The following is a 20088-nucleotide window of genomic DNA, read 5'->3' on the forward strand; positions in this document are numbered from 1 at the left end:
GCGCGAGCCGCTCCGCCCGCGTGAGTGCGTGCAGGTCGGCCATGGCGACTCCTAGTCCAGCGGGCGGTTCTCGTAGGGCGTGGAGAGCACGATCGTGGTGCGCGTCGACACGCTCGCGGCCCCGCGGATCCGGGCCAGCAGGTCCTCGAGGTCGCGGGGGGTCGCCACCCGGATCTTCAGGATGTAGGACTCCTCCCCCGCCACCGACCAGCACGACTCGATCTCCTGGATGCCGACCAGCCGGTCCGGGTAGTCGTCGGGCTGCGAGGGGTCGATCGGGGTGATCGAGATGAACGCCGTGAGCGGCCGGCCGAGCTGGTCGTGGTCGACGGTCGCGCCGTAGCCCTTGATCAGGCCGCGCTGCTCGAGCCGCTTGACCCGCTGGTGGACCGCGGACGTCGAGAGGTCGGTGGCCTTGCCGAGGTCGGTGAACGACATCCGCCCGTCGGTCGCCAGCAGGGCGAGGATCTGCCGGTCCTTGGACTCGACCTCCGATGTGCTCACAGCCACACCCTAGTGCGATCCGGAGAGGGCCTCCACGAGGCGCACGGCAGACGAGCCGAGGCCCCAGCGCTCGTCGAGCGCGAGCAGCGCGTCGTGGTCGGCCGGCGTACGTGGGCGGGTGAGGTCGGGCGACCCGAGGTCGAGGTCGCGGCGCACGGCGACCACCTCCGGCGCGACGTCGAGGTAGTCGACGGCTGCCTTGATCTTGCCGCGCGGTCCCGGGCCCATGTCGGAGTCGGGGTCGGCGGCCGCGGCGACGATCGCGTCGACGTCGCCGAAGCGGTTGATCAGCGTCGCCGCCGTCTTGTCACCCACACCTGCCACGCCCGGCAGGCCGTCGGAGGTGTCGCCGCGCAGCGTGGCCAGGTCGGCGTAGTGGGCGGCGTCCACGCCGTACTTCGCCCGCACCCACGCGTTGTCGACGCGCTCGTGCTTGCTGACGCCGCGCGCGACGTAGAGCACCCGGACGCCCGCCTCGTCGTCGACGAGCTGGAACAGGTCGCGGTCGCCCGTGACGATGTCGACCGGCATCCCGGCGTCGGTGGCGAGGGTCCCGATGACGTCGTCGGCCTCCATCTCGGCGTGGCCGACGACGGGGATGCCGTAGGCGGCCAGCACGTCGAGGATGACCGGCACCTGCGCCTGCAGCGGGTCGGGCACCTCCTCGACGTCCGGGCGGGGGCCCGGGACCTCCCGGACCACGCGGTGCGCCTTGTAGGACGGGATCAGGTCGACGCGCCACTGCGGGCGCCAGTCCTCGTCCCAGCAGCAGGCGAGGTGGGTCGGGTCGTACTCCCCCACCAGCCGGCTGATGAAGTCCATCAGCCCGCGCACGGCGTTGACCGGGGTGCCGTCGGGCGCCTTCACCGAGTCGGGCACGCCGAAGAACGCGCGGAAGTAGAGGGACGCGGTGTCGAGCAGCAGCAGGCGGTCGGTCACGCGGGTGAGCCTGCCACAGCCCACCCACGGCTCACCGACGGCTCACTCGGCCAGCACGCTGTAGGCGATCACGCCGCGCTTGAGCGCCTTCGCCGTGGCCCGGGCCGTGTTCCGCAGCGGCGCCTCGCCGGCCGCGTCGGCCACCTGGCCGCACAGGTCGAGCAGCTGCTTCATCCAGCGGACGAAGTCGCCGGCCGACAGGCCGGTCGCCATCAGCACGTCGTCGAGGTCGTCGCCCTCGGCCCAGCGCCACGCCGCCCACGCGAAGCCCACGTCGGGCTCACGCAGGAAGTCGAGCTTGTGGTCGCGCTCGAGGGCGTCCAGCTGGCCCCACAGCCGGACCAGCTCGCCGAGCACGGGACGCACCTGGCCGCCCGGCAGCTTCGGCGAGGACGCGTCGTCGGCGCGCCGCGCCTCGAACACCAGGGCGGACAGGACGGCCGCGAGCTCGGACGGTGCGAGGTCGTCGAGGAGCCCGGCCCGGATCGCCTCGGCCGCCACGAGATCCATGTCGGTGTAGATGCGTCGCAGGTGGACGCCCTTCTCGGTGACCGTGTCGCCCTCGAGGTAGTCGAGCGCGGTCAGCACGTCGCACACGCGGTCGAAGGTCCTCGCGACGGTGTTGGTGCGGTTCTCCACGCGGCGCTTGAGCGTCTCGGTGTCGCGCTCGAGCTTGAAGTAGCGCTCGGCCCAGCGGGCGTGGTCCTCGCGCTCGGGGCACTGGTGGCACGGGTGCGCCTTGAGGTCCGCCCGCAGCCGGCCGATCTCGCGGTCGGTGGGGGTGTCGCTGAAGGAGTCACGCTGCTTCTCGCGGCGCGGGCCGGGCGCGTCGAACGAGTCGGCCCGGGCACGCAGTGCGTTGGCGAGCTCGCGCCGCTGACCGGGGTTGCGCCCGTTGAACGACTTGGGGATCCGCAGCCGGCCGATCGACTCGACCGGCACCGGGAAGTCCATCATCGCCAGCCGCCGGGCCTGGCGGTCGGCCGTGACGACGTAGGGGCGCGGCTCGTCGCCTGACGCGCCCGGGTCGATGACGACCGCCAGCCCGCTGAACTTGCCGGCAGGGACCCGGATCACGTCGCCGGGGCGCAGCCGGCCGAGCGACGCGGCGGCCTCGCCACGGCGGTCCTGGCGCCGCTCGCGGGCGGCGCCCTTCTCGAGGTCGGAGATCTTCCGGCGCATCGCGGCGTACTCCATGAAGTCGCCGACGTGGCAGGTGGCGGCCTCGCGGTAGCCGTCGAGCGCCTCCTCGGCCTTGTGGACCTGACGCGCGAGGCCGACGACGGCCTTGTCGGCCTGGAACTGCGCGAACGACTGCTCGAGCAGCTCGCGCGAGCGCGCCCGTCCGAACTGGTGCACGAGGTTGACCGCCATGTTGTAGGACGGCCGGAACGACGAGCGGAGCGGGTAGGTCCGGGTCGACGCGAGGCCGGCGACCTCGCGGGGGTTCATGCCGGGCTGGTAGAGCACGACGCCGTGGCCCTCGATGTCGAGGCCGCGACGCCCCGCGCGCCCGGTCAGCTGGGTGTACTCCCCCGGGGTGAGGTCGGCGTGCGTCTCGCCGTTCCACTTCGACAGCTTCTCGATCACCACGGTGCGCGCGGGCATGTTGATGCCGAGGGCGAGGGTCTCGGTGGCGAAGACGACCTTGACCAGACCGTCCTGGAACAGCTCCTCGACCACCTGCTTGAACGCCGGCAGCAGCCCTGCGTGGTGGGCGGCGATGCCGCGGGTCAGCCCGTCGAGGAACTCGTGGTAGCCGAGGACGTGCAGGTCCTCCTCCGGCAGGGTGCGCGACGCCTCCTCCACCCGCGCGAAGATCTCGTCGCGCTCCGCGGCGGTGGTGAGGCGGGTGTTGGCCTGCACCAGCTGGGTCACGGCCGCGTCGCAGCCGGCCCGGCTGAAGATGAACACGATGGCCGGCAGCAGCCCCTCGCGGTCGAGCCGCTCGACGACGTCGACGCGGGTCGGGATCCAGACCCGCCGGCCGTTGCCGACCGCGCGGGGGTTCTTCGACGAGCCCGGCTTGCCCTTGCGTGGGGAGCGGCGGTCGCGCATCAGCCGCGAGCTGGCCCAGTCGTCGCGGGCGATCCGGGTGAGCTCGTCGTTGACCGGCGCGCCCTCCTTCACGAACCCGGCGCTGGCGTCGACGTCGGAGGAGGCGAACAGGTCGAGCAGGCGCCGGCCGACCATCACGTGCTGGAACAGCGGCACCGGCCGCTTCTCCTCCAGGATGGTGGTGGTCTCGCCGCGCACGGTGGCCAGCCACTCGCCGAACTCCTCGGCGTTGGACACGGTGGCCGACAGCGACACGAGGGTCACCGACTCCGGGAGGTGGATGATGACCTCCTCCCAGACCGCGCCGCGCATCCGGTCGGCGAGGTAGTGCACCTCGTCCATCACGACGTAGCCGAGGCCGAGCAGCGTGCGGGAGCCGGCGTAGAGCATGTTGCGCAGCACCTCGGTGGTCATCACGACCACCGGCGCCTCGCTGTTGACGACGTTGTCGCCGGTCAGCAGGCCGACGTTCTCGGAGCCGTAGCGCTTGACCAGGTCGTGGTACTTCTGGTTCGACAGCGCCTTGATCGGGGTCGTGTAGAACGCCTTGCGTCCGGTCTGGAGCGCGAGGTGGATGGCGAACTCGCCGACGATCGTCTTGCCGGAGCCGGTCGGCGCGGCGACCAGCACGCCGCGCCCGTCCTCGATCTCCTGGCAGGCCCGCACCTGGAAGTCGTCCAGCGCGAAGCCGTAGAGCCCGGCGAAGTCCTTGAGCATCGGGTACGGCTTGTCGCGGCGGAAGGCGGCGTAGCGCTCGGCGGGGCTGAGCTGCTCGTCGTCCGGGGTGCCGGTGCTCATGCGATCACCTCCAGCGCGCCGGGCACGCACTCGACGGTCAGCGGCAGCGGCCCGAAGCGCTCGCCGTCGGCGTAGGACACGATCCCGGGCGCGGCGACGGTCACGCGCTTCACGCGGTGGTGCACGTACTCCTCCACGCCGTCGATGCGGCCGGTGAACAGGCGCGGGTAGGACCGCACCAGCTTGGTCTTGGACATCCGGGTGATCACCACGACGTCGAGCATGCCGTCGTCGAGCAAGGCGCCCTCGGTGATCCGCAGCCCGCCGCCGAACGACGGACCGTTGCCGACCGCCACCAGCATCGCCTCGTGCTCGACGCTCTCGGGCCCGGACCCGCGGTCGAGCTCGAGGACGTACGGGATCGGGCGGAACGTGCGCAGCTCCGCGAGGGTGGCGAGGTTGTAGCGCATCTGCCCGCGCGGCCAGGTCATGGCGTTGGCGCGCTCGTTGACGATGGCGTCGAACCCGGCCGCGAGCACAGTCACGAACCAGCGGTCCCCGCTGCGGGCCAGGTCGATCGTGCGGCGGCGGGAGGCCACCACCCGGTCTGCTGCGGCGACCGGGTCGGTGCGCGGGAGGTCGAGGTAGCGGGCGACGTCGTTGCCGGTGCCGGCGGGGATCAGCCCCAGCGGGACCCCGGTCCCGGCCACGGCCTGCACGCCCAGGTGCACGAGGCCGTCGCCTCCGCACACCACGAGCGCCTCGACGCCGTCGGCGACGCAGCCGCGGGCGAGGTCGGCCGCCTCGTCGGCGTCGCGGCCCGCGAGGTTGCGCACGACGAATCCGCTCTCGCGCAGCCGGGCGAGCGCCGCGTCGCGGTGACGGGCACCGCGACCCTTGCCGGCGGTGGGGTTGGTCAGCAGCGCGATCTCGCGCCCGCGCACGGGTCCGGGCGCTGTCGGGTCGTGCATGAGCGCGACCCTATCCCCGGTGCTAGCCGCCGAGGCGCAGGAGGGCGGCGTAGCTGCCGACGTGTGCGCCCACCGACCGGGCGAGGCGTCCGAGGGCGTCGAGGACCAGGTCGGGGTCGAAGCGCGTGCCGGGCACGGCCAGCACCATTCGGCCGCCGACCTCGCCCACGACGACCTGGCCGTGGCGCCAGGCCTGGTGCACCGCCGTCCGGGTGTCGGCGTCGACCACGGGCTCGGGGTACGCGTCGTCGACCGCGAGCAGGTCGCACACCAGGTCGGTCTCGCCGACGGCGGTCAGCCGACCGGCGACCAGGTGACCCGTCGCGAGCCCCTCGTCGGAGCGCCAGACGACGTCGGCGGTCCCGAGCCACTCCGGCAGGTCGAACGGGTCGACGTGGTCGATGGTGGCGTGCATGGAGCCAACCCTGTCAGACGCCCCCGGCGAGGGTGGCGGCGCGTGCGCGCGCACGCCGGCGGTCGTTGAGCCGGGCGATGACCTCGGAGGCGAAGAAGAGCAGCATCATCGGCACGGCCATCAGGCACATCGAGAACGGGTCGGTCGACGGCGTGGCCGCCGCGGCGAAGACGAACGTGCCGATCACGATCCAGGGGCGGTAGGCGGCGAGCTGCCTGCCCTTGACCACGCCCGCGAAGTTGAGCAGCACCACGAAGACCGGGATGTTGAACGCGAGGCCGAAGACCAGCAGCGTGCGGGTGAAGAACTGCAGGTAGTCGTTGAAGTCGATCAGGTTGGTGACCCCGTCGGGGTTGAACCCGATCAGCACCTCGAGCGCGACCGGCAGCGTGAAGTAGCCAAGTGCGACCCCGACGAGGAACAGCGGACCGGCGATCGCGACGAAGATGCGCGTCATCTTGCGCTCCTGGGCGTAGAGCCCGGGGAGCACGAACGCCCAGATCTGGTAGAGCCAGTAGGGAGCCGTGACGACGACGGCGGCGAAGCCGGCGAGCTTGAGCCACAGCGTCAGACCGGCGCCGGCGCCGCTGGTGGTGGCCTCGGTGACGCCGTCAGCGAGCTTGCGCTGGGCGTCCTCGTAGGGGCCGAAGACGGTGTCGAGCAGGACGTGGCGGAACACCAGCGCCACCGCGAAGGCGACCGTGAACGCGAGCAGGCAGCGCAGCAGGCGCGCGCGGAACTCGCGGAAGTGGTCGGACAACGCCATCCGACCGTCCGGCCCGACGGCGTGGCGCGGGCCTCCCCTGAACAGGCCGACGAGGCCTCCGAGCCTCACTCAGGCAGTGGTGTCGTCGCGGCGCTCGCGGAGCACCTCGCCCGAGGTCTCGTCGTGCGCGTCGGCCTGGGCGTTGCGCGCCTGGATCTCGCGCTCGGCCTCGAGCTTCTGCGCGTCGTCGTCGTCGCGCAGGCCCTTGGTCTCGGACTTGAAGATCTTGAGCGCCTGACCCGAGCTGCGGGCGAGCTCGGGCAGCTTGGCAGCACCGAACACGAGCACGACGATGGCGAGGATCACCAGCCACTCCGCACCCTGCGGCATGCCGATCATCGGGTTGATCATGGAAGTCACTCCGTCATTGGGGTTGGGGGCGGTCCGTCGAGGACCCCTACGAGTCTACGCCGTCGTCCTGATAGAGCCTGAGCGCCGCCCGGGCCTGGTCGGCGAACGTCTCGACCCACGCGGCGGGGGCGAGGAGGGTGCCGTGGGGCGCCAGCCGGAACAGCAGCGCCTGGGCCCACTGCTCGCTGGCGACCTCGAGGTCGACGTCGATCGTGCCGTCGGGACCGGGGCGCTGGTCGGTGACCTGGTAGTACTCCACGACCCACCGCGCCGGCGGGGCCAGCCTCAGGGTCACGGTGGTGGTCTCCGCGTCGGTGAACCAGCCGCCGGTCAGGTCGCGCGGGCGCGCCCCCTTGTCGGCGACGTCGGTGTCCAGCTCGGTCGCGGCGAGGATGCGGTCCACGCGGAACGCGCGGTCGCCCTGCGCGGTGTGGCACCACGCGTCGAGGTAGAGCAGGTCCTCCACCCGGGCGATGCCGCGCGGGTCGACGACCCGGACGGACTCCTGGTCGCGCGAGGGCACGTGGTAGGTGATCTCGACCTGGTGCCCGTGGGCGATCGCCGAGCGGAGCACCGGCACGACGGCGCTGGCCTCCAGCGGCGTCGGCGTGACGTGCAGGCGCAGCAGGTCCTCGCCCTCCGCGCCGGCGGCCGCCTCGAGCTTGGCGAGCGTGCGCGCGATCACGTCGGCAGCGCCCTCGGGTGCCGAGTCGGCCATCGTGCGCAGCGCCACCACCAGAGCCGTCGCCTCTGCCGGGGAGAACCGCACGGGTCGTGCGAGGTAGTCGGCGTTGTCGACGCGGATGACCCGGTCGCCCTCGAGCGCCTCGAGGTCGACCTCGATCAGGTCGCCCGGGAGCCCCGGGGACAGGCCGGTCATGAACAGCAGCCGCAGGTCGCGCTCGACCTGCTCGGCGTCGGTGCCGAAGTGGGCCGCGGCGTCGTCGAGGCGTACCTCCCCGCGAGCGAGGAGGTAGGGCACCATCGCCAGCAGTCGCGCGACCTGGTCGGGGGCGGTGTCGCCCTGCGTGCTCATCGGGCACCCTCCACGATCGAGCGGAGGCGGGACACGACCTCGTCGCGCAGCGCCTCCGGTGCGTCGACGACCACGTCCGCGCCGTAGGTGAGCACCTCGTCGGCGAGCTCGTGGACCGGGCCCTCGACCGTGACGGCGTCCCAGCCCGGGCGGTCGGCGAGGGCCGCGACGGCCTCCGCGCGACGCCGGAGCCCCACGCCGGTCCCCTGCCGCACCCTCAGGTCCGCGCGGACCGTGGGGAAGGTCCGCGAGAGGCGGCGGGCCATCGCCCGTACGTCGGTCCCCGGCGGCACGGTGTAGGCGCCCGACTTGCCGGTGGCCCGGACCGGGCCCACGATCCGGGAGAGCCGGAAGACGCGCTCGGCGCCCCGGTCGACGTCGTGCCCCACGACGTACCAGCGGCCCGAGGAGCGCGCGAGCCCCCACGGCTGGAAGCGTCGGTTGGTCGGCTCGGTCTCGTCGGCGCGCTGGTAGGGGAAGGCGACCTGGCGCCGCTTGCCGATGGCGTCCCAGAGCGGCTCGAAGGCCGGCTCGTCGGCGCTGATCGAGGGGGCGACGACCTCGAGCCGGCTCGGGTCGATCTCGACGCCCTGTCCCTTGAGCTTGGCCAGCGCCCGACCGGTGGCCTTGGCCAGGGTCGCCTGCTGCCACACCTGCGCGGCCAGGCCGAGCACGGCCGCCTCGTCGGACTCGAAGCGGATCTCGGGCAGCGAGGTCTGCTCGGTCGGGATGCGGTAGCCGATCTCGTCGTCGAAGAACGCGTCCGCGCTCCCGACCTCGATCACGGCACCGATCTGGCGCAGCGCGTCCTTGTCCCGCTCGAAGGCGCGCTCGAACGCCTCGTCGCCGGCCGGCCCGTGGGCGTGCTCGGGATAGCACGCCGCACGGATCACGTCCTTGCCGACGAACCGCTTCGCACCCAGCAGCAGGATGTGCAGGTTCATCAGCCGTTCGGCCCTGGGCTGCGCCATCCGGGTCAGCTCCGGGTCACTTCACGCCGAGGATGTCGACGACGAAGAACAGCGTGTCGGTGCCCTTGATCCCGGCGCCCTCGTTGCCCGTCGCGCCGTAGCCGTCGGCTGGCGGGATCTCGAGGATCACCCGCGAGCCGACCGTGCGGCCGACGAGGCGCTCGTCCCACCCCTTGATGACCGAGCCGACGCCGATCGGGAACTCGGCGGGCTCCTTGGTGTAGGACTCGTCGAACGGCGCCTTGGCGTCGTAGACCTGGCCGAGGTAGTCGACGGTGATGGTCTGCCCGCTCTTCACCTTCGCGCCGTCACCCTTGACGAGCGTGGTCGCGATGAGCTTGCCGCTCGGCTGGTGGGCGTCGGTGAAGTCGAGGCCGGTGATCACGCCGTCCTTCTCGATGAGGGTCGGCGCCCAGCCGGCGGGCTTCTTGTCCTCGCCCTGCGGGCCGTCGAGCGGCGGCACCGGGGGCACGGTCTCCTTGGCGCCCATGATGTCGACGACGACCAGCACGGAGTCCTTGTTGCCGATGCCGATGGACGGGTTGCCCGCCTCGCCGTAGGCCTGGTCCGCCGAGGTCAGCACGACCACCCGGTCGCCGACCTGGTTGCCGATCATCGCGTCGCGCAGGAAGGGAAGCACGTCCTTCGTGAGCTCGACCGACTGGGTGGCGTCGGCGTCCTTGGTGTAGGTGCTCTGCGCCTCCTCCTCGGTGAAGCCGTTGCCGATCCACCAGTTGGCCTCGACCGTCTGGCCGTCCTCCACGGTGTCGCCGTCACCCTCGACGAGGACCTCGGTCTCCTCGTCGGAGCCGTCGAGGCGGCCGTCGAAGGTGACCTTCGGCTCCACGCCCTGCTTGCCCTCGATGGTGACCGAGCTCAGGGACTTGCCGCCCTCCTCGCTGTCGCTGGAGGACGACCCGCACGCGGCGAGTCCGACCAGGCTGAGGGAGAGCAGGCCGCCGAGCGCGGCGGAACGTACACGGGTCACGGGTCCAAACCTCATCAGTCGTCACAGAGTTGCCGGGTCACCCTATCCAGCACGGCCCAGCACGCGGGCGGACACTCCGGTTCGGGGGACGACCGGGGTCACATCCCGTCGATCAGCCGCTGCACGCGCTCGTCGTAGGCCTTGAACGGGTCCTTGCACAGCACGGTGCGCTGGGCCTGGTCGTTGAGCTTGAGGTGGACCCAGTCCACGGTGAAGTCGCGGCGGCGCTCCTGGGCCTTGCGGATGAACTCGCCGCGCAGGCGGGCCCGGGTGTCCTGGGGCGGGACGCTCTTGGCCTCGAAGACCTTGAGGTCGCTGGTCACCCGCGCCACCGCGCCCCGCTTCTCGAGCAGGTAGTAGAGGCCGCGACCGCGGTGGATGTCGTGGTAGGCGAGGTCGAGCTGGGCGATCCGGGCGTCCCCGAGGGACAGCCCGTGCTTGGCGCGGTAGCGCTCGATCAGCTTGAGCTTGATCACCCAGTCGATCTCGCGGTCCACCAGCCCGAGGTCGTCGGACTCGACCGCCTTCAGGCCGCGCTCCCACAGGTCGAGCGCGCGCTCGATCGTCGGCGTGGAGATCTGGCGCCGGTCGACGAAGTCGCGCGCCTTGGAGAGGTACTCCGCCTGGATCTCCAGCGCGCTCGCCTCCCGCCCGTTGGCCAGGCGGACCTTGCGGCGCCCGCTCGGGTCATGGCTGATCTCCCGGATGGCGCGGATCGGGTTCTCCATCGTGAGGTCGCGCATCACCACGCCCTCCTCGATCATCCGCAGCACCAGGTCGCACGAGGCGACCTTGAGCATCGTCGTGGTCTCGCTCATGTTGGAGTCGCCGACGATGACGTGCAGGCGCCGGAACCGCTCGGCGTCGGCGTGCGGCTCGTCGCGGGTGTTGATGATCGGCCGGCTGCGGGTGGTGGCGCTGCTGACGCCCTCCCAGATGTGCTCGGCACGCTGGCTCACGCTGTAGGACGCGCCCCGCGGGGTCATCACCACCTTGCCGGCGCCCACCACGATCTGCCGCGTCACGAGGAACGGGATGAGGATGTCGGCGAGGCGGCTGAACTCCCCCGCCCGGCCCACGAGGTAGTTCTCGTGGCAGCCGTAGGAGTTGCCGGCCGAGTCGGTGTTGTTCTTGAACAGGTAGATGTCGCCGGCGATCCCCTCCTCGTGGAGGCGGTTCTCGGCGTCGAGCAGCAGCCCCTCGAGGATCCGCTCCCCCGCCTTGTCGTGGGTGACCAGCTCGACGACGTCGTCGCACTCGGGCGTGGCGTACTCCGGGTGGCTGCCCACGTCGAGGTAGAGCCGGGCGCCGTTGCGCAGGAACACGTTCGACGAGCGGCCCCAGCTGACGACCTTGCGGAACAGGTAGCGCGCGACCTCGTCGGGGCTCAGGCGGCGCTGGCCCTTGAACGTGCACGTGACGCCGTACTCGTTCTCGATCCCGAAGATCCGACGGTCCATGACCCCACCCTAGGTCCGCACACCACGTCTGCCGCCGGAACCGAGGCGAAATCGCGTCCCGGGCGCGCCGTCCGGGTTGTCCGGGCTGCCAAGGTTGTCGGCATGACCGCCCCGACCCGCACGTCTCGGACCCCTGACCTCACCGACCTGGCCACGGCCGCCGCCACCGGTGCGATCACCGCGTGGCTCCCCGCCCACCGCTGGAGCCGGCGGGCGCAGTGGAGCATGCACGGCGGATTCGGCGCGCTGGCGGCCACCGGGGCGCTGGTCGGAGGGCGGGTGCGCCGCCGGGACCCGCAGGCCGAGCCGGTGCCCATCGCCACGCTGGCCGGCCTCGCCGGGGCGCTGGGACTGCTGACGACTGCCGTCAGCCGCGGCGGGCAGGGCGCCGACGCGTGGGTCGAGCGCCGGCTGGCCGCACGGGGCGTACGCCGCCCGCGGCTGTGGATGGGGGTGGGTGCCGCCGGCATCTCGCTCGCGATGAGCGTGGCCGAGCGCCGGGCAGCGACCCGCCCCGAGCGTCCCGCGCCCGAGGACACCACCCTTGACGGGCCCGACGCCCGCGGGTGAGCGTGGGGCCATGGGAGCCCGCCACCTCGTCGCGACGGTCCTCGCCGACCCGGCGGTGGTGACCGACCTCGAGCTGCGGGTGATGACCGACGACCTGTGGCTGTGGCCGGTCCGCACGGCCCCGGTGGTCCTCGACGGTCCCCGCCTCGAGTTCCAGCTGAGGCGGCGGCTGGTCGAGCAGCGCCGGGGCGAGTGGGACGACGCGGCCGGGTGGACGCCGGTGTGGATCGGGTTCGGCGACGCCTGGCACGAGTTCGGGCCGGACGGCAACGTGCGTCCCACCGGGCCGCTGCCGTGGGCGGCCCACCAGCGGCTGTGGGGCGCGCTCGAGGAGTTCGCCCCGTCCGTGCGCTACCGGCGCCGGCTCAGCGGGATCCCCACGACGCCGACGCAGCAGTGGCCGGGGCTCAACCTGCGCTAGCCCTGACCGGGCTCCACCGGCGGTGCCACCGGCGCACCAGGTGCCTCGGGCGCCTCCGACGCGGCCGCTCCCCGCTCGCCCAGGATCTCGGCGAGACGCGACTCGCGCAGCCGCAGGAACTTGCGGGGCTGGGTGCGGGTGCGGTCGAGCACGGCGACCTCGAGGTCCTCGACCGGGATCACCCGGTCGTCGGTCTCGCTGTGGCCGAGGGCGGCCACCGCGAGGCGCAGCGCGTCCTCGAGCGACGCGCCGCCCTGGTAGTGCTCGCGGAGGTGACCGGCGACGACGTCCGCCGCGCCGCCCATGACCGCGAACCCGTGCTCGTCGGCGACCTGGCCGTCGTAGGTGAGGCGGTAGATCTGGTCGTCGGCCTCGTTGTCGCCGATCTCGGCGACGAAGATCTCGACCTCGTAGGGCTTCTCGCCGCCGGAGGAGAAGATCGTGCCGAGGGTCTGGGCGTAGGCGTTGGCGAGCCCGCGCCCGGTGACGTCGCGCCGGTCGTAGGCGTAGCCCCGCATGTCGGCGAGCCGGACGCCGGCGATGCGCAGGTTCTCGAACTCGTTGTAGCGCCCGACCGCGGCGAAGGCGATCCGGTCATAGATCTCGCTCACCTTGTGCAGCGCCTGCGAGGGGTTCTCGGAGACGAACAGGACGCCGTCGGCGTAGTGGATCGCCACGACCGACCGGCCGCGGGCGATGCCCTTGCGGGCGAAGTCGGCCCGGTCCTTCATCAGCTGCTCGGGCGAGACGTAGAAGGGCATGCTCATGCGAAGGGGCTCCTGGCTCAGGTCAGGGAGGCGGCGGGACCGTCGGGGCGCTGCATCCGGGAGGCGAGCATCGCGTCGGCGATGACCGAGACCTCCGAGTCAGGCATCCGTCGGCCGCCGGCCGGGGTGATCACGTGCACGACCGGGAAGATCCGCCGGGTGATGTCGGGCCCGCCGGTGGCGGAGTCGTCGTCGGCGGCGTCGTAGAGCGCCTGGATGACCGCGGTGACGGCCCCGGTCTCGTCGAGGTCGTCGCGGTAGAGCTTCTTCAGCGAGCCGCGGGCGAACAGCGACCCGGAGCCGACCGAGTGGAACGCGGTCTCCTCGTAGCGGCCGCCGGTGACGTCGTAGCTGAAGATCCGGCCCTGGTCGGCGACGAGGTCGTAGCCGGCGAACAGCGGCACCACGGCGAGGCCCTGCATGGCGAGGCCGAGGTTGCCGCGGATGAGGGCGGCGAGCCGGTTGGCCTTGCCGTCCATCGACAGCGTGCTGCCCTCGATCTTCTCGTAGTGCTCGAGCTCGGTCTGGAACAGCCGGACCATCTCGACCGCGAGGCCCGCGGTGCCGGCGATGCCGACGACGGAGAACTCGTCGGCCGGGAAGACCTTCTGGATGTCGCGCTGGGCGATGATGTTGCCCATCGTCGCGCGCCGGTCGCCGGCCATCACGACGCCGCCGGCGAAGGTCGCGGCGACGATGGTGGTGCCGTGCGGCGCGAGGTCGCCCGCGTCACCGGCGGGGACGGCACGCCGTCCGGGCAGGAGGTCGGGCGCCTCGGCGCCGAGGAAGTCGGCGAAGCTCGACGTGCCCGGCGCCATGAACGAGGTGGGCAGGCGCGGGTCGCCGGTGCGGCTCACTGGCCGCCCTTCTGGATGAAGGACTTCACGAAGTCCTCCGCGTTGGTCTCGAGCACCTCGTCGATCTCGTCGAGGATCGCGTCCACGTCCTCGTCGATCATCTCCTTGCGCTCGGCGACGTCCGTCTCCACGACCTCCTCGGTCGAGGTCTCCTCCTGCGAGGACCTGCGCGGCTGCTTCTGCTCCTGGGCCATGGCTCGACCCTATCCACTCCCACCGACGCCACAAGCGCGTTCACCGTGGGCGGACGGCGCGTCGCGCGCCTCAGCGGGTGATCGCCGCGACCAGCTCCTGGGCGGTCGCGCTGCGGTCGATCAGCTCCCCGACGTGGGCGCGGGTGCCGCGCAGCGGGTCCAGGGTCGGCACCCGCTGCAGCGACTCGCGTCCCGGGAGGTCGAAGATCACCGAGTCCCACGACGCCGCGGCCACCGAGTCGGCGTACTTCTCCAGGCACCGGCCGCGGAAGTACGCGCGGGTGTCCGACGGCGGCTCGTGCATCGCCGCCTCCACGGCGGCGTCGTCGAGCAGCCGCTCGATGCGGCCCGAGGCGGCGAGGCGGTGGTAGAGCCCCTTGTCGGGCCGCACGTCGGCGTACTGCAGGTCGATGAGGTGCAGCTTGGCGTCGTCCCATGCCAGCCCGTCGCGGTCGCGGTACTGCTCGAGCAGCTTGAGCTTGGCCACCCAGTCGAGCTCGGTGGCGCACTCCATCGGGTCGCGCTCGAGCCGGGTCAGCACCGACTCCCAGCGCTGGAGGACGTCGCGGGTCTGGTCGTCGGCGTCGGCGCCGTAGCGGTCCTCGACGTACTTGCGGGCCAGGTCGAGGTACTCCATCTGGAGCTGGACCGCGGTCAGCCGGCGTCCGTCGCGCAGCGCGACCAGGTGCGTCAGCGTCGGGTCGTGGGAGACGTCGCGCAGCGCCCGCACCGCCCCCTCGACCGACAGGTCGGTGCCGATGAAGCCGTCCTCGATCATCGCGAGCACCAACGCGGTCGTGCCGGACTTGAGGTAGATCGAGGTCTCGGCGAGGTTCGCGTCGCCGATGATCACGTGCAGGCGGCGGTAGACGGCCGGGTCGGCGTGCGGCTCGTCGCGGGTGTTGATGATCGGGCGCTTGAGCGTCGTCTCCAGGCCGACCTCGACCTCGAAGTAGTCGGCGCGCTGGCTGAGCTGGAACCCGCGCTCGGGGGTCGTGTCGCGGCCGTCCTGGCCGATGCCCACCCGCCCAGCACCGGTGACGACCTGGCGCGAGACGAAGAACGGCGTGAGGTGCCGGACGATCTCCGCGAACGGCGTCGAGCGCCGCATCAGGTAGTTCTCGTGGGCACCGTAGGAGGCGCCCTTGTTGTCGGTGTTGTTCTTGTAGAGCAGGATCGGCGCCGCACCCGGGACCTGCCCGGCCATCCGGGACGCGTCGAGCATGACCTGCTCCCCCGCCTTCTCCCAGCGCACCACGTCGAGCGGCGAGGTCACCTCGGGGGAGGAGTACTCGGGGTGGGCGTGGTCGACGTAGAGCCGTGCGCCGTTGGCGAGGATCACGTTGGCCAGGCCGAGGTCCTCGTCGGTCAGCTGGCTGGGGTCGGCCACCTGCCGGGCCATGTCGAAGCCGCGGGCGTCGCGCAGCGGCGACTCCTCCTCGAAGTCCCAGCGGGCCCGACGGGCGCGCACCGTGGAGCTGGCGTAGGCGTTGACGACCTGGGACGAGGCGACCATCGGGTTGGCGGTCGGCTGCCCCTGCACCGAGATGCCGTACTCGACCTCCGTGCCCATCACGCGTCGTACGCTCATGGTCATGAGCCTACGGCTGTGGGACGAACGCGTGGTGCCCCGCCTGACCGACGCGAGCCTGCGCGGCCACGAGGTCGGCGAGCTGCGCGGGCTGACGTGTGCGGGGCTCGCCGGTCGGGTGCTCGAGATCGGCTTCGGCAGCGGGCTGAACGTGCGGTGGTGGCCGCCTGAGGTCACCGCGGTGACCGCGATCGAGCCGTCCGACCTCGGGTGGCAGCTCTCGCAGCGACGCCGCGAGCGCTCGACGGTGCCGGTCGAGCGCGCCGGGCTGGACGGGCAGGCGCTCGACCTCCCCGACGACTCCCACGACGGCGCGCTGGTGACCTTCAGCCTCTGCACGATCCCCGACCCGGTCCTCGCGCTGCGCGAGGCGCGGCGGGTGGTGCGACCTGGCGGACGGCTGCACGTGCTGGAGCACGGCAGCGCGCCCGACGAGGACGTACGCCGCTGGCAGCGCCGCCTGGAGCCGGTGCAGCGCGCCGTCGCCGGCGGCTGCCACCTCACGCGGGACGTGCCGGCGATGGTCCGCGAGGCCGGGTGGACGGTCGAGGAGGTCGTGCAGGACTACCTCCCCGGCCCGGCCGTCTCGCGGCCCTGGGTCCACGTGACCAGGCTCAGCGCCCGCGCCGCAGGAACCCCATGAGGAACAGCACGACCAGCACGACGACGACGATGATGAGGATGGTCTTCATCCGGTCAACCTAGTGCGCCGGCCCCCTGCGCACCCCCTCCTCCGGGGTGGCGCGCTCAGCGCCCGCGCGACTGCCAGGCGTGGGCGACGTTGACCGCGACGATGCCGGCGAGCGTCACCAGCAGTGCCAGGAACTGGTCGTTGACGCCGAGCACGATGCTGATCGGGATGAAGGCCACCAGCGACACGATGCCGAGGGCCAGCTGGCGGGCGCCGCCGCCGGCGACCGCCGCCGCGCGTCGCTGCTGGAGCGCCACCTGGTCCGCGACCCGACGGTCGACGGCCCGCTCGATGCGCTCGGCGAACCCGTCCACGAGCTCGGCGTCGTAGCGGGCGCCGAGCTCGCGCCGGGTCGCGAGGGCGGCCTCGATGTCGCCGTGGCCGAGACCCTCCTCGCGCTCCATCACGTCACAGGTACTGGCCGGTGTTGGCGACCGTGTCGATGGACCGCCCCGGCTCGGTGCCCTGCTTGCCGGTGATGAGCGTGCGGATGAACACGATCCGCTCGCCCTTCTTGCCCGAGATCCGCGCCCAGTCGTCCGGGTTGGTGGTGTTGGGGAGGTCCTCGTTCTCCTTGAACTCGTCGACGCACGCCTGGAGCATGTGCTGGACCCGCAGCCCCCGCTGGGCGGGGTTGAGGTCGCTGTCGAGGTAGTCCTTGATCGCCATCTTCTTGGCGCGGTCGACGATGTTCTGGATCATCGCGCCGGAGTTGAAGTCCTTGAAGTAGAGGACCTCCTTGTCGCCGTTGGCGTAGGTCACCTCGAGGAAGCGGTTCTCCTCCGACTCGGTGTACATCCGCTCGACGGTGGCACGGATCATCGCGTTGACCGTCGCCGCGCGGTCGTCGTGGAACTCGGCGAGGTCGTCGGCGTGCAGCGGCAGCGTCGGGGTGAGGTACTTGGAGAAGATGTCGCGCGCCGACTCGGCGTCGGGACGCTCGATCTTGATCTTCACGTCGAGCCGCCCGGGACGCAGGATGGCCGGGTCGATCATGTCCTCACGGTTGGAGGCGCCGATCACCAGGACGTTCTCCAGCGCCTCGACGCCGTCGATCTCGCTGAGCAGCTGCGGGACGATCGTGTTCTCCACGTCGGAGGACACGCCCGAGCCGCGGGTGCGGAAGAGCGAGTCCATCTCGTCGAAGAACACGATGACCGGCGTGCCGAGCGACGCCTTCTCCCGCGCCCGCTGGAAGACCAGGCGGATGTGGCGCTCGGTCTCGCCGACGTACTTGTTGAGCAGCTCGGGGCCCTTGATGTTGAGGAAGTACGACTTCCCCGACGCGCCGGTGCGCTCGGCGACCTTCTTGGCCAGCGAGTTCGCGACGGCCTTGGCGATCAGCGTCTTGCCGCAACCGGGCGGGCCGTAGAGCAGCACGCCCTTGGGCGGCTTGAGCTCGTGGTCGGTGAACAGGTCGGGATAGAGGTAGGGCAGCTCGACCGCGTCGCGGATCGCGTCGATCTGCGCGGTGAGGCCGCCGATCGAGCCGTACTCGATGTCGGGGACCTCCTCGAGGACGAGCTCCTCGACCTCGGACTTCGGGACGACCTCGTAGACGTAGCCGGCACGCGTGTCGAGCAGCAGCGAGTCGCCGGCCCGGATCGTGACGTCCTCGGCGCGCAACGGCTCCGCGAGCCGCACGACCCGCTCCTCGTCGGCGTTGGCGATCACGAGCGCGCGCTCGCCGTCGGCCAGGATCTCCTTGAGCATCACGACCTCGCCGACCTGCTCGAAGTCGAGCGCGGCGACGACGTTGAGCGCCTCGTTGAGCATGACCTCCTGGCCGCGCACGAGCCCGTCGAGGTCGACGGCCGGGCTGACGCTGACCCGCAGCTTGCGACCGCCCGTGAAGACGTCGACGGAGTCGTCGTCGTTGCGCGTCAGGAAGGTGCCGAAGCCCGCCGGCGGCTGCGCCAGCCGGTCGACCTCCTCCTTGAGCGTGGTGATCTGGTCGCGGGCGTCGCGCAGGGTCTGCGCGAGCCGCTCGTTCTGGCTCGACACCGCGGCCAGCGAGCGCTGCGCCTCGTCGAGCCGGTGCTCGAGGCCGCGGGCCTGGCCGGGCGCGTCGTCGAGACGGCGGCGCAGGTCGGAGACCTCGGCCTCCAGGTAGCGCACCTGGGTGGCCAGCTGCTCTCGGGTGGGCTCGGACATCTCGGTCATCTCGCACCTCCTGTCCAGTGACACTACCCACCAACCGGAGGGACCGACGGCGATATCTCGGAGTGTTGGTCAGCCAATCGGGTCGTTGAGCCGACGGATCGCCGCGAGCTCGGCCTCGCTGAAGGCACCGGACGCCTCCAGCACCTGCTGGAGGACGGCCGACTTGCCGGCCAGGTAGGTGTCGATGTCCATGTCGGGATCGGCCGCGAGGGCGCGCTTGACCGAGCCGTACGCCTCGCGCAGGTCCGGGTCGCGTCGCAGCACGTCGCGGACCGCGAGGTGGTTGCGGACGTTGGCGGTGCCGTCGGTGCAGACGTACACGTGGCGCCGCGGGTCGTCGTCGGGCGCGTGGAACGCCTCGCGTCCCGCCACCCCGAGGTCGCCCCGGTGGACGTAGCCGACCGACTCGAGGGCGGCCACGGCAGCGGACGCGTCGGCGGCGTCGACCACCACGTCGACGTCGAGGATCGGCTTGGCCGCCAGCCCCGGGACCGACGTCGAGCCGACGTGCTCCACGCGCGCCGACGCCACGTCGGCGAGGGCGTCATGCAGGACGGCGGCGACCGCCCCGAACTGCTCCGCCCACCGGGGAGACCAGTCGACGACCTCGATGGCGCTCACTGGTCGGCGTCTGCCCGCGCGGCCGTCACGTCCTCGAGGCTCGGCACGTCGGCCGGACGCGGACCGGTGTAGTCGGGGCCGTACGCGCCGGGGGCGGGGCGGCGGGTCTTGCGCGGCGGCCGCTCCCCCGGCGCCATCCGGCGGGCAGTGACGAGGAACGCGGTGTGGCCGATCATCTTGTGCCCGGGGCGGACGGCCAGACCCTCGACGTGCCAGTCGCGCACGAGGGACTCCCACGGCTGCGGCTCGGTGAAGCCGCCGTGCGCCCGGAGGGTCTCGACGACCCGCGACAGCTGCGTGGTGGTGGCGACGTAGGCGCACAGGATGCCGCCCGGGACCAGCGCGTCGGCGACCGCGTCGACGCAGTTCCACGGGTCGAGCATGTCGAGGATGACCCGGTCGACCTGCGTGCCGAGGGCGGGCAGGCCCTCCTTGAGGTCGCCGAGCCGCAGGTCCCACGCCGGGTGGGTCTGACCCTCGGGGGCGGAGAAGAACTGGTGCACGTTGCGGCGGGCGACCTCGGCGAACTCCTCGCGCAGCTCGAACGACGTCACCGATCCCCAGGGGCCGACGGCCCGCAGCAGCGAGCAGGTCAGCGCTCCCGAGCCGGCGCCTGCCTCGACGACGCGCGCGCCCGGGTAGATGTCGGCGAGCGCCACGATCTGCGCGGCGTCCTTGGGGTAGACGACCGCCGCGCCGCGCGGCATCGAGACCACGAACTCGTTGAGCAGCGGACGGAAGACGAGGTACTGCCCGCCGGCCGACGAGGTGACGGTGAAGCCCTCCTCGCGACCGATCAGCTCGTCGTGGTCGAGGTGGCCCTTGTTGGAGAAGAACCGCTTGCCGGCGACCAGCTCGAAGTTGTGCTTGCGCCCCTTCTGGTCGGTCAGCCGCACCCACTCGCCCTCGCGGAGGGGGCCGCGGTGGACGCCCGACCACGCCTCGGCGGGGACGTCGGACCGGTCTTCGGTGGTGCGCTCGGACATGGCGCAGACCCTAGTGGCCGAGGGGCCGAT

General features: G+C 72.1%; 22 protein-coding genes. 3 read left to right on the forward strand and 19 right to left on the reverse strand.

Going from position 1 to position 20088, the window contains the following annotated elements:
- Positions 1-51: 51 nt before the first annotated feature.
- From KDN32_RS09875 to pafA, 11 genes are all read right to left on the reverse strand, one after another.
- The gene (locus KDN32_RS09875; RefSeq protein WP_307853906.1) at positions 52-504 is read right to left on the reverse strand and encodes an Lrp/AsnC family transcriptional regulator; all 453 of its coding nucleotides are present in this window, start codon (positions 502-504) and stop codon (positions 52-54) included.
- Between the two features lie 9 nt (positions 505-513).
- Positions 514-1443, reverse strand: a complete 930-nt coding sequence (locus tag KDN32_RS09880; RefSeq protein ID WP_307853907.1) for a 5'-3' exonuclease — start codon at positions 1441-1443, stop codon at positions 514-516.
- Positions 1444-1485: 42 nt separating this feature from the next.
- On the reverse strand, positions 1486-4299 hold the full coding sequence (locus tag KDN32_RS09885; RefSeq protein WP_211731810.1) for a DEAD/DEAH box helicase: 2814 nt from the start codon (positions 4297-4299) through the stop codon (positions 1486-1488).
- Entirely contained in the window at positions 4296-5210 is a 915-nt protein-coding gene (locus KDN32_RS09890) for a diacylglycerol kinase (RefSeq protein WP_249216404.1), read from the reverse strand. The genes KDN32_RS09885 and KDN32_RS09890 overlap by 4 nt, the downstream gene beginning before the upstream one ends.
- A gap of 22 nt (positions 5211-5232) precedes the next feature.
- Positions 5233-5625 carry a hypothetical protein gene (locus tag KDN32_RS09895; protein WP_211731811.1) on the reverse strand — a complete coding sequence of 131 codons (393 nt, stop codon included), beginning with the start codon at positions 5623-5625 and terminating at the stop codon, positions 5233-5235.
- A 13-nt stretch (positions 5626-5638) separates the two neighbouring features.
- Entirely contained in the window at positions 5639-6460 is an 822-nt protein-coding gene (tatC, locus tag KDN32_RS09900) for a twin-arginine translocase subunit TatC (RefSeq protein WP_307853908.1), read from the reverse strand.
- Positions 6461-6742: a twin-arginine translocase TatA/TatE family subunit gene (gene tatA, locus KDN32_RS22855; RefSeq protein ID WP_283093496.1), complete on the reverse strand. Its 282-nt coding sequence runs from the start codon at positions 6740-6742 to the stop codon at positions 6461-6463.
- A 46-nt stretch (positions 6743-6788) separates the two neighbouring features.
- The gene (locus KDN32_RS09910; protein ID WP_211731812.1) at positions 6789-7778 is read right to left on the reverse strand and encodes a helix-turn-helix transcriptional regulator; all 990 of its coding nucleotides are present in this window, start codon (positions 7776-7778) and stop codon (positions 6789-6791) included.
- Positions 7775-8749, reverse strand: coding sequence for a helix-turn-helix transcriptional regulator (locus KDN32_RS09915; RefSeq protein ID WP_211731813.1), 975 nt, complete (start codon positions 8747-8749; stop codon positions 7775-7777). The genes KDN32_RS09910 and KDN32_RS09915 overlap by 4 nt, the downstream gene beginning before the upstream one ends.
- A gap of 16 nt (positions 8750-8765) precedes the next feature.
- Positions 8766-9737, reverse strand: a complete 972-nt coding sequence (locus KDN32_RS23295) for an FKBP-type peptidyl-prolyl cis-trans isomerase (RefSeq protein WP_211731814.1) — start codon at positions 9735-9737, stop codon at positions 8766-8768.
- A 98-nt stretch (positions 9738-9835) separates the two neighbouring features.
- A complete protein-coding gene (pafA, locus tag KDN32_RS09925) occupies positions 9836-11197 on the reverse strand; it encodes a Pup--protein ligase (protein WP_211731815.1) in 1362 nt (453 codons plus the stop codon).
- 102 nt (positions 11198-11299) lie between these two features.
- Here pafA and KDN32_RS09930 point away from each other — a divergent pair, with 102 nt between their 5' ends.
- Together KDN32_RS09930 and KDN32_RS09935 are read left to right on the forward strand one after the other, a co-directional pair.
- Positions 11300-11767, forward strand: a complete 468-nt coding sequence (locus KDN32_RS09930; protein WP_211731816.1) for a hypothetical protein — start codon at positions 11300-11302, stop codon at positions 11765-11767.
- 10 nt (positions 11768-11777) lie between these two features.
- Positions 11778-12188, forward strand: a complete 411-nt coding sequence (locus KDN32_RS09935) for a hypothetical protein (protein WP_211731817.1) — start codon at positions 11778-11780, stop codon at positions 12186-12188.
- Here the strand turns inward: KDN32_RS09935 and prcA are convergent.
- From prcA to dop, 4 genes are all read right to left on the reverse strand, one after another.
- Complete coding sequence (gene prcA / locus KDN32_RS09940; protein ID WP_211731818.1) at positions 12185-12955, reverse strand: proteasome subunit alpha; 771 nt, start codon at positions 12953-12955, stop codon at positions 12185-12187. The two genes, KDN32_RS09935 and prcA, sit on opposite strands and share 4 nt — an antisense overlap.
- 17 nt (positions 12956-12972) lie before the next feature.
- Positions 12973-13773 (reverse strand): proteasome subunit beta, encoded by an 801-nt coding sequence (gene prcB, locus KDN32_RS09945; RefSeq protein ID WP_211732482.1) that lies wholly within the window; start codon positions 13771-13773, stop codon positions 12973-12975.
- A 35-nt stretch (positions 13774-13808) separates the two neighbouring features.
- The gene (locus KDN32_RS09950; protein WP_211731819.1) at positions 13809-14006 is read right to left on the reverse strand and encodes a ubiquitin-like protein Pup; all 198 of its coding nucleotides are present in this window, start codon (positions 14004-14006) and stop codon (positions 13809-13811) included.
- A gap of 70 nt (positions 14007-14076) precedes the next feature.
- The gene (gene dop / locus KDN32_RS09955) at positions 14077-15597 is read right to left on the reverse strand and encodes a depupylase/deamidase Dop (RefSeq protein WP_211731820.1); all 1521 of its coding nucleotides are present in this window, start codon (positions 15595-15597) and stop codon (positions 14077-14079) included.
- Between the two features lie 4 nt (positions 15598-15601).
- On the opposite strand from dop, the gene KDN32_RS09960 reads away from it, so the two are divergent.
- Positions 15602-16240 (forward strand): class I SAM-dependent methyltransferase, encoded by a 639-nt coding sequence (locus tag KDN32_RS09960; RefSeq protein WP_211731821.1) that lies wholly within the window; start codon positions 15602-15604, stop codon positions 16238-16240.
- A 104-nt stretch (positions 16241-16344) separates the two neighbouring features.
- Here KDN32_RS09960 and KDN32_RS09965 read toward each other — a convergent pair whose 3' ends face one another.
- The 4 genes from KDN32_RS09965 to KDN32_RS09980 all read right to left on the reverse strand — a co-directional run bounded on the left by KDN32_RS09965 (position 16345) and on the right by KDN32_RS09980 (position 20058).
- Positions 16345-16692 (reverse strand): hypothetical protein, encoded by a 348-nt coding sequence (locus KDN32_RS09965; protein WP_211731822.1) that lies wholly within the window; start codon positions 16690-16692, stop codon positions 16345-16347.
- A 4-nt stretch (positions 16693-16696) separates the two neighbouring features.
- Entirely contained in the window at positions 16697-18451 is a 1755-nt protein-coding gene (gene arc, locus KDN32_RS09970; RefSeq protein ID WP_249216405.1) for a proteasome ATPase, read from the reverse strand.
- Positions 18452-18520: 69 nt separating this feature from the next.
- On the reverse strand, positions 18521-19072 hold the full coding sequence (locus KDN32_RS09975; RefSeq protein ID WP_307853909.1) for a GrpB family protein: 552 nt from the start codon (positions 19070-19072) through the stop codon (positions 18521-18523).
- On the reverse strand, positions 19069-20058 hold the full coding sequence (locus tag KDN32_RS09980; RefSeq protein ID WP_211731823.1) for a tRNA (adenine-N1)-methyltransferase: 990 nt from the start codon (positions 20056-20058) through the stop codon (positions 19069-19071). The genes KDN32_RS09975 and KDN32_RS09980 overlap by 4 nt, the downstream gene beginning before the upstream one ends.
- Between the last annotated feature and the right edge of the window lie 30 nt (positions 20059-20088).

Origin of the sequence: Nocardioides palaemonis (assembly GCF_018275325.1) — a bacterium.
Lineage (GTDB): Bacteria > Actinomycetota > Actinomycetes > Propionibacteriales > Nocardioidaceae > Nocardioides > Nocardioides palaemonis.

Bases quoted from the DNA above. Each gene is read 5' to 3' on its own strand.
- KDN32_RS09885 (WP_211731810.1), bottom strand. From the start codon at position 4,299: ATGAGCACCGGCACCCCGGACGACGAGCAGCTCAGCCCCGCCGAGCGC.
- KDN32_RS09890 (WP_249216404.1), bottom strand. From the start codon at position 5,210: ATGCACGACCCGACAGCGCCCGGACCCGTGCGCGGGCGCGAGATCGCG.
- KDN32_RS09895 (WP_211731811.1), bottom strand. From the start codon at position 5,625: ATGCACGCCACCATCGACCACGTCGACCCGTTCGACCTGCCGGAGTGG.
- tatA (WP_283093496.1), bottom strand. From the start codon at position 6,742: ATGATCAACCCGATGATCGGCATGCCGCAGGGTGCGGAGTGGCTGGTG.
- KDN32_RS09910 (WP_211731812.1), bottom strand. From the start codon at position 7,778: ATGAGCACGCAGGGCGACACCGCCCCCGACCAGGTCGCGCGACTGCTG.
- KDN32_RS09915 (WP_211731813.1), bottom strand. From the start codon at position 8,749: ATGGCGCAGCCCAGGGCCGAACGGCTGATGAACCTGCACATCCTGCTG.
- pafA (WP_211731815.1), bottom strand. From the start codon at position 11,197: ATGGACCGTCGGATCTTCGGGATCGAGAACGAGTACGGCGTCACGTGC.
- KDN32_RS09930 (WP_211731816.1), top strand. From the start codon at position 11,300: ATGACCGCCCCGACCCGCACGTCTCGGACCCCTGACCTCACCGACCTG.
- KDN32_RS09935 (WP_211731817.1), top strand. From the start codon at position 11,778: ATGGGAGCCCGCCACCTCGTCGCGACGGTCCTCGCCGACCCGGCGGTG.
- prcA (WP_211731818.1), bottom strand. From the start codon at position 12,955: ATGAGCATGCCCTTCTACGTCTCGCCCGAGCAGCTGATGAAGGACCGG.
- prcB (WP_211732482.1), bottom strand. From the start codon at position 13,773: ATGGCGCCGGGCACGTCGAGCTTCGCCGACTTCCTCGGCGCCGAGGCG.
- KDN32_RS09950 (WP_211731819.1), bottom strand. From the start codon at position 14,006: ATGGCCCAGGAGCAGAAGCAGCCGCGCAGGTCCTCGCAGGAGGAGACC.
- dop (WP_211731820.1), bottom strand. From the start codon at position 15,597: ATGAGCGTACGACGCGTGATGGGCACGGAGGTCGAGTACGGCATCTCG.
- KDN32_RS09960 (WP_211731821.1), top strand. From the start codon at position 15,602: ATGAGCCTACGGCTGTGGGACGAACGCGTGGTGCCCCGCCTGACCGAC.
- KDN32_RS09965 (WP_211731822.1), bottom strand. From the start codon at position 16,692: ATGGAGCGCGAGGAGGGTCTCGGCCACGGCGACATCGAGGCCGCCCTC.
- arc (WP_249216405.1), bottom strand. From the start codon at position 18,451: ATGACCGAGATGTCCGAGCCCACCCGAGAGCAGCTGGCCACCCAGGTG.
- KDN32_RS09980 (WP_211731823.1), bottom strand. From the start codon at position 20,058: ATGTCCGAGCGCACCACCGAAGACCGGTCCGACGTCCCCGCCGAGGCG.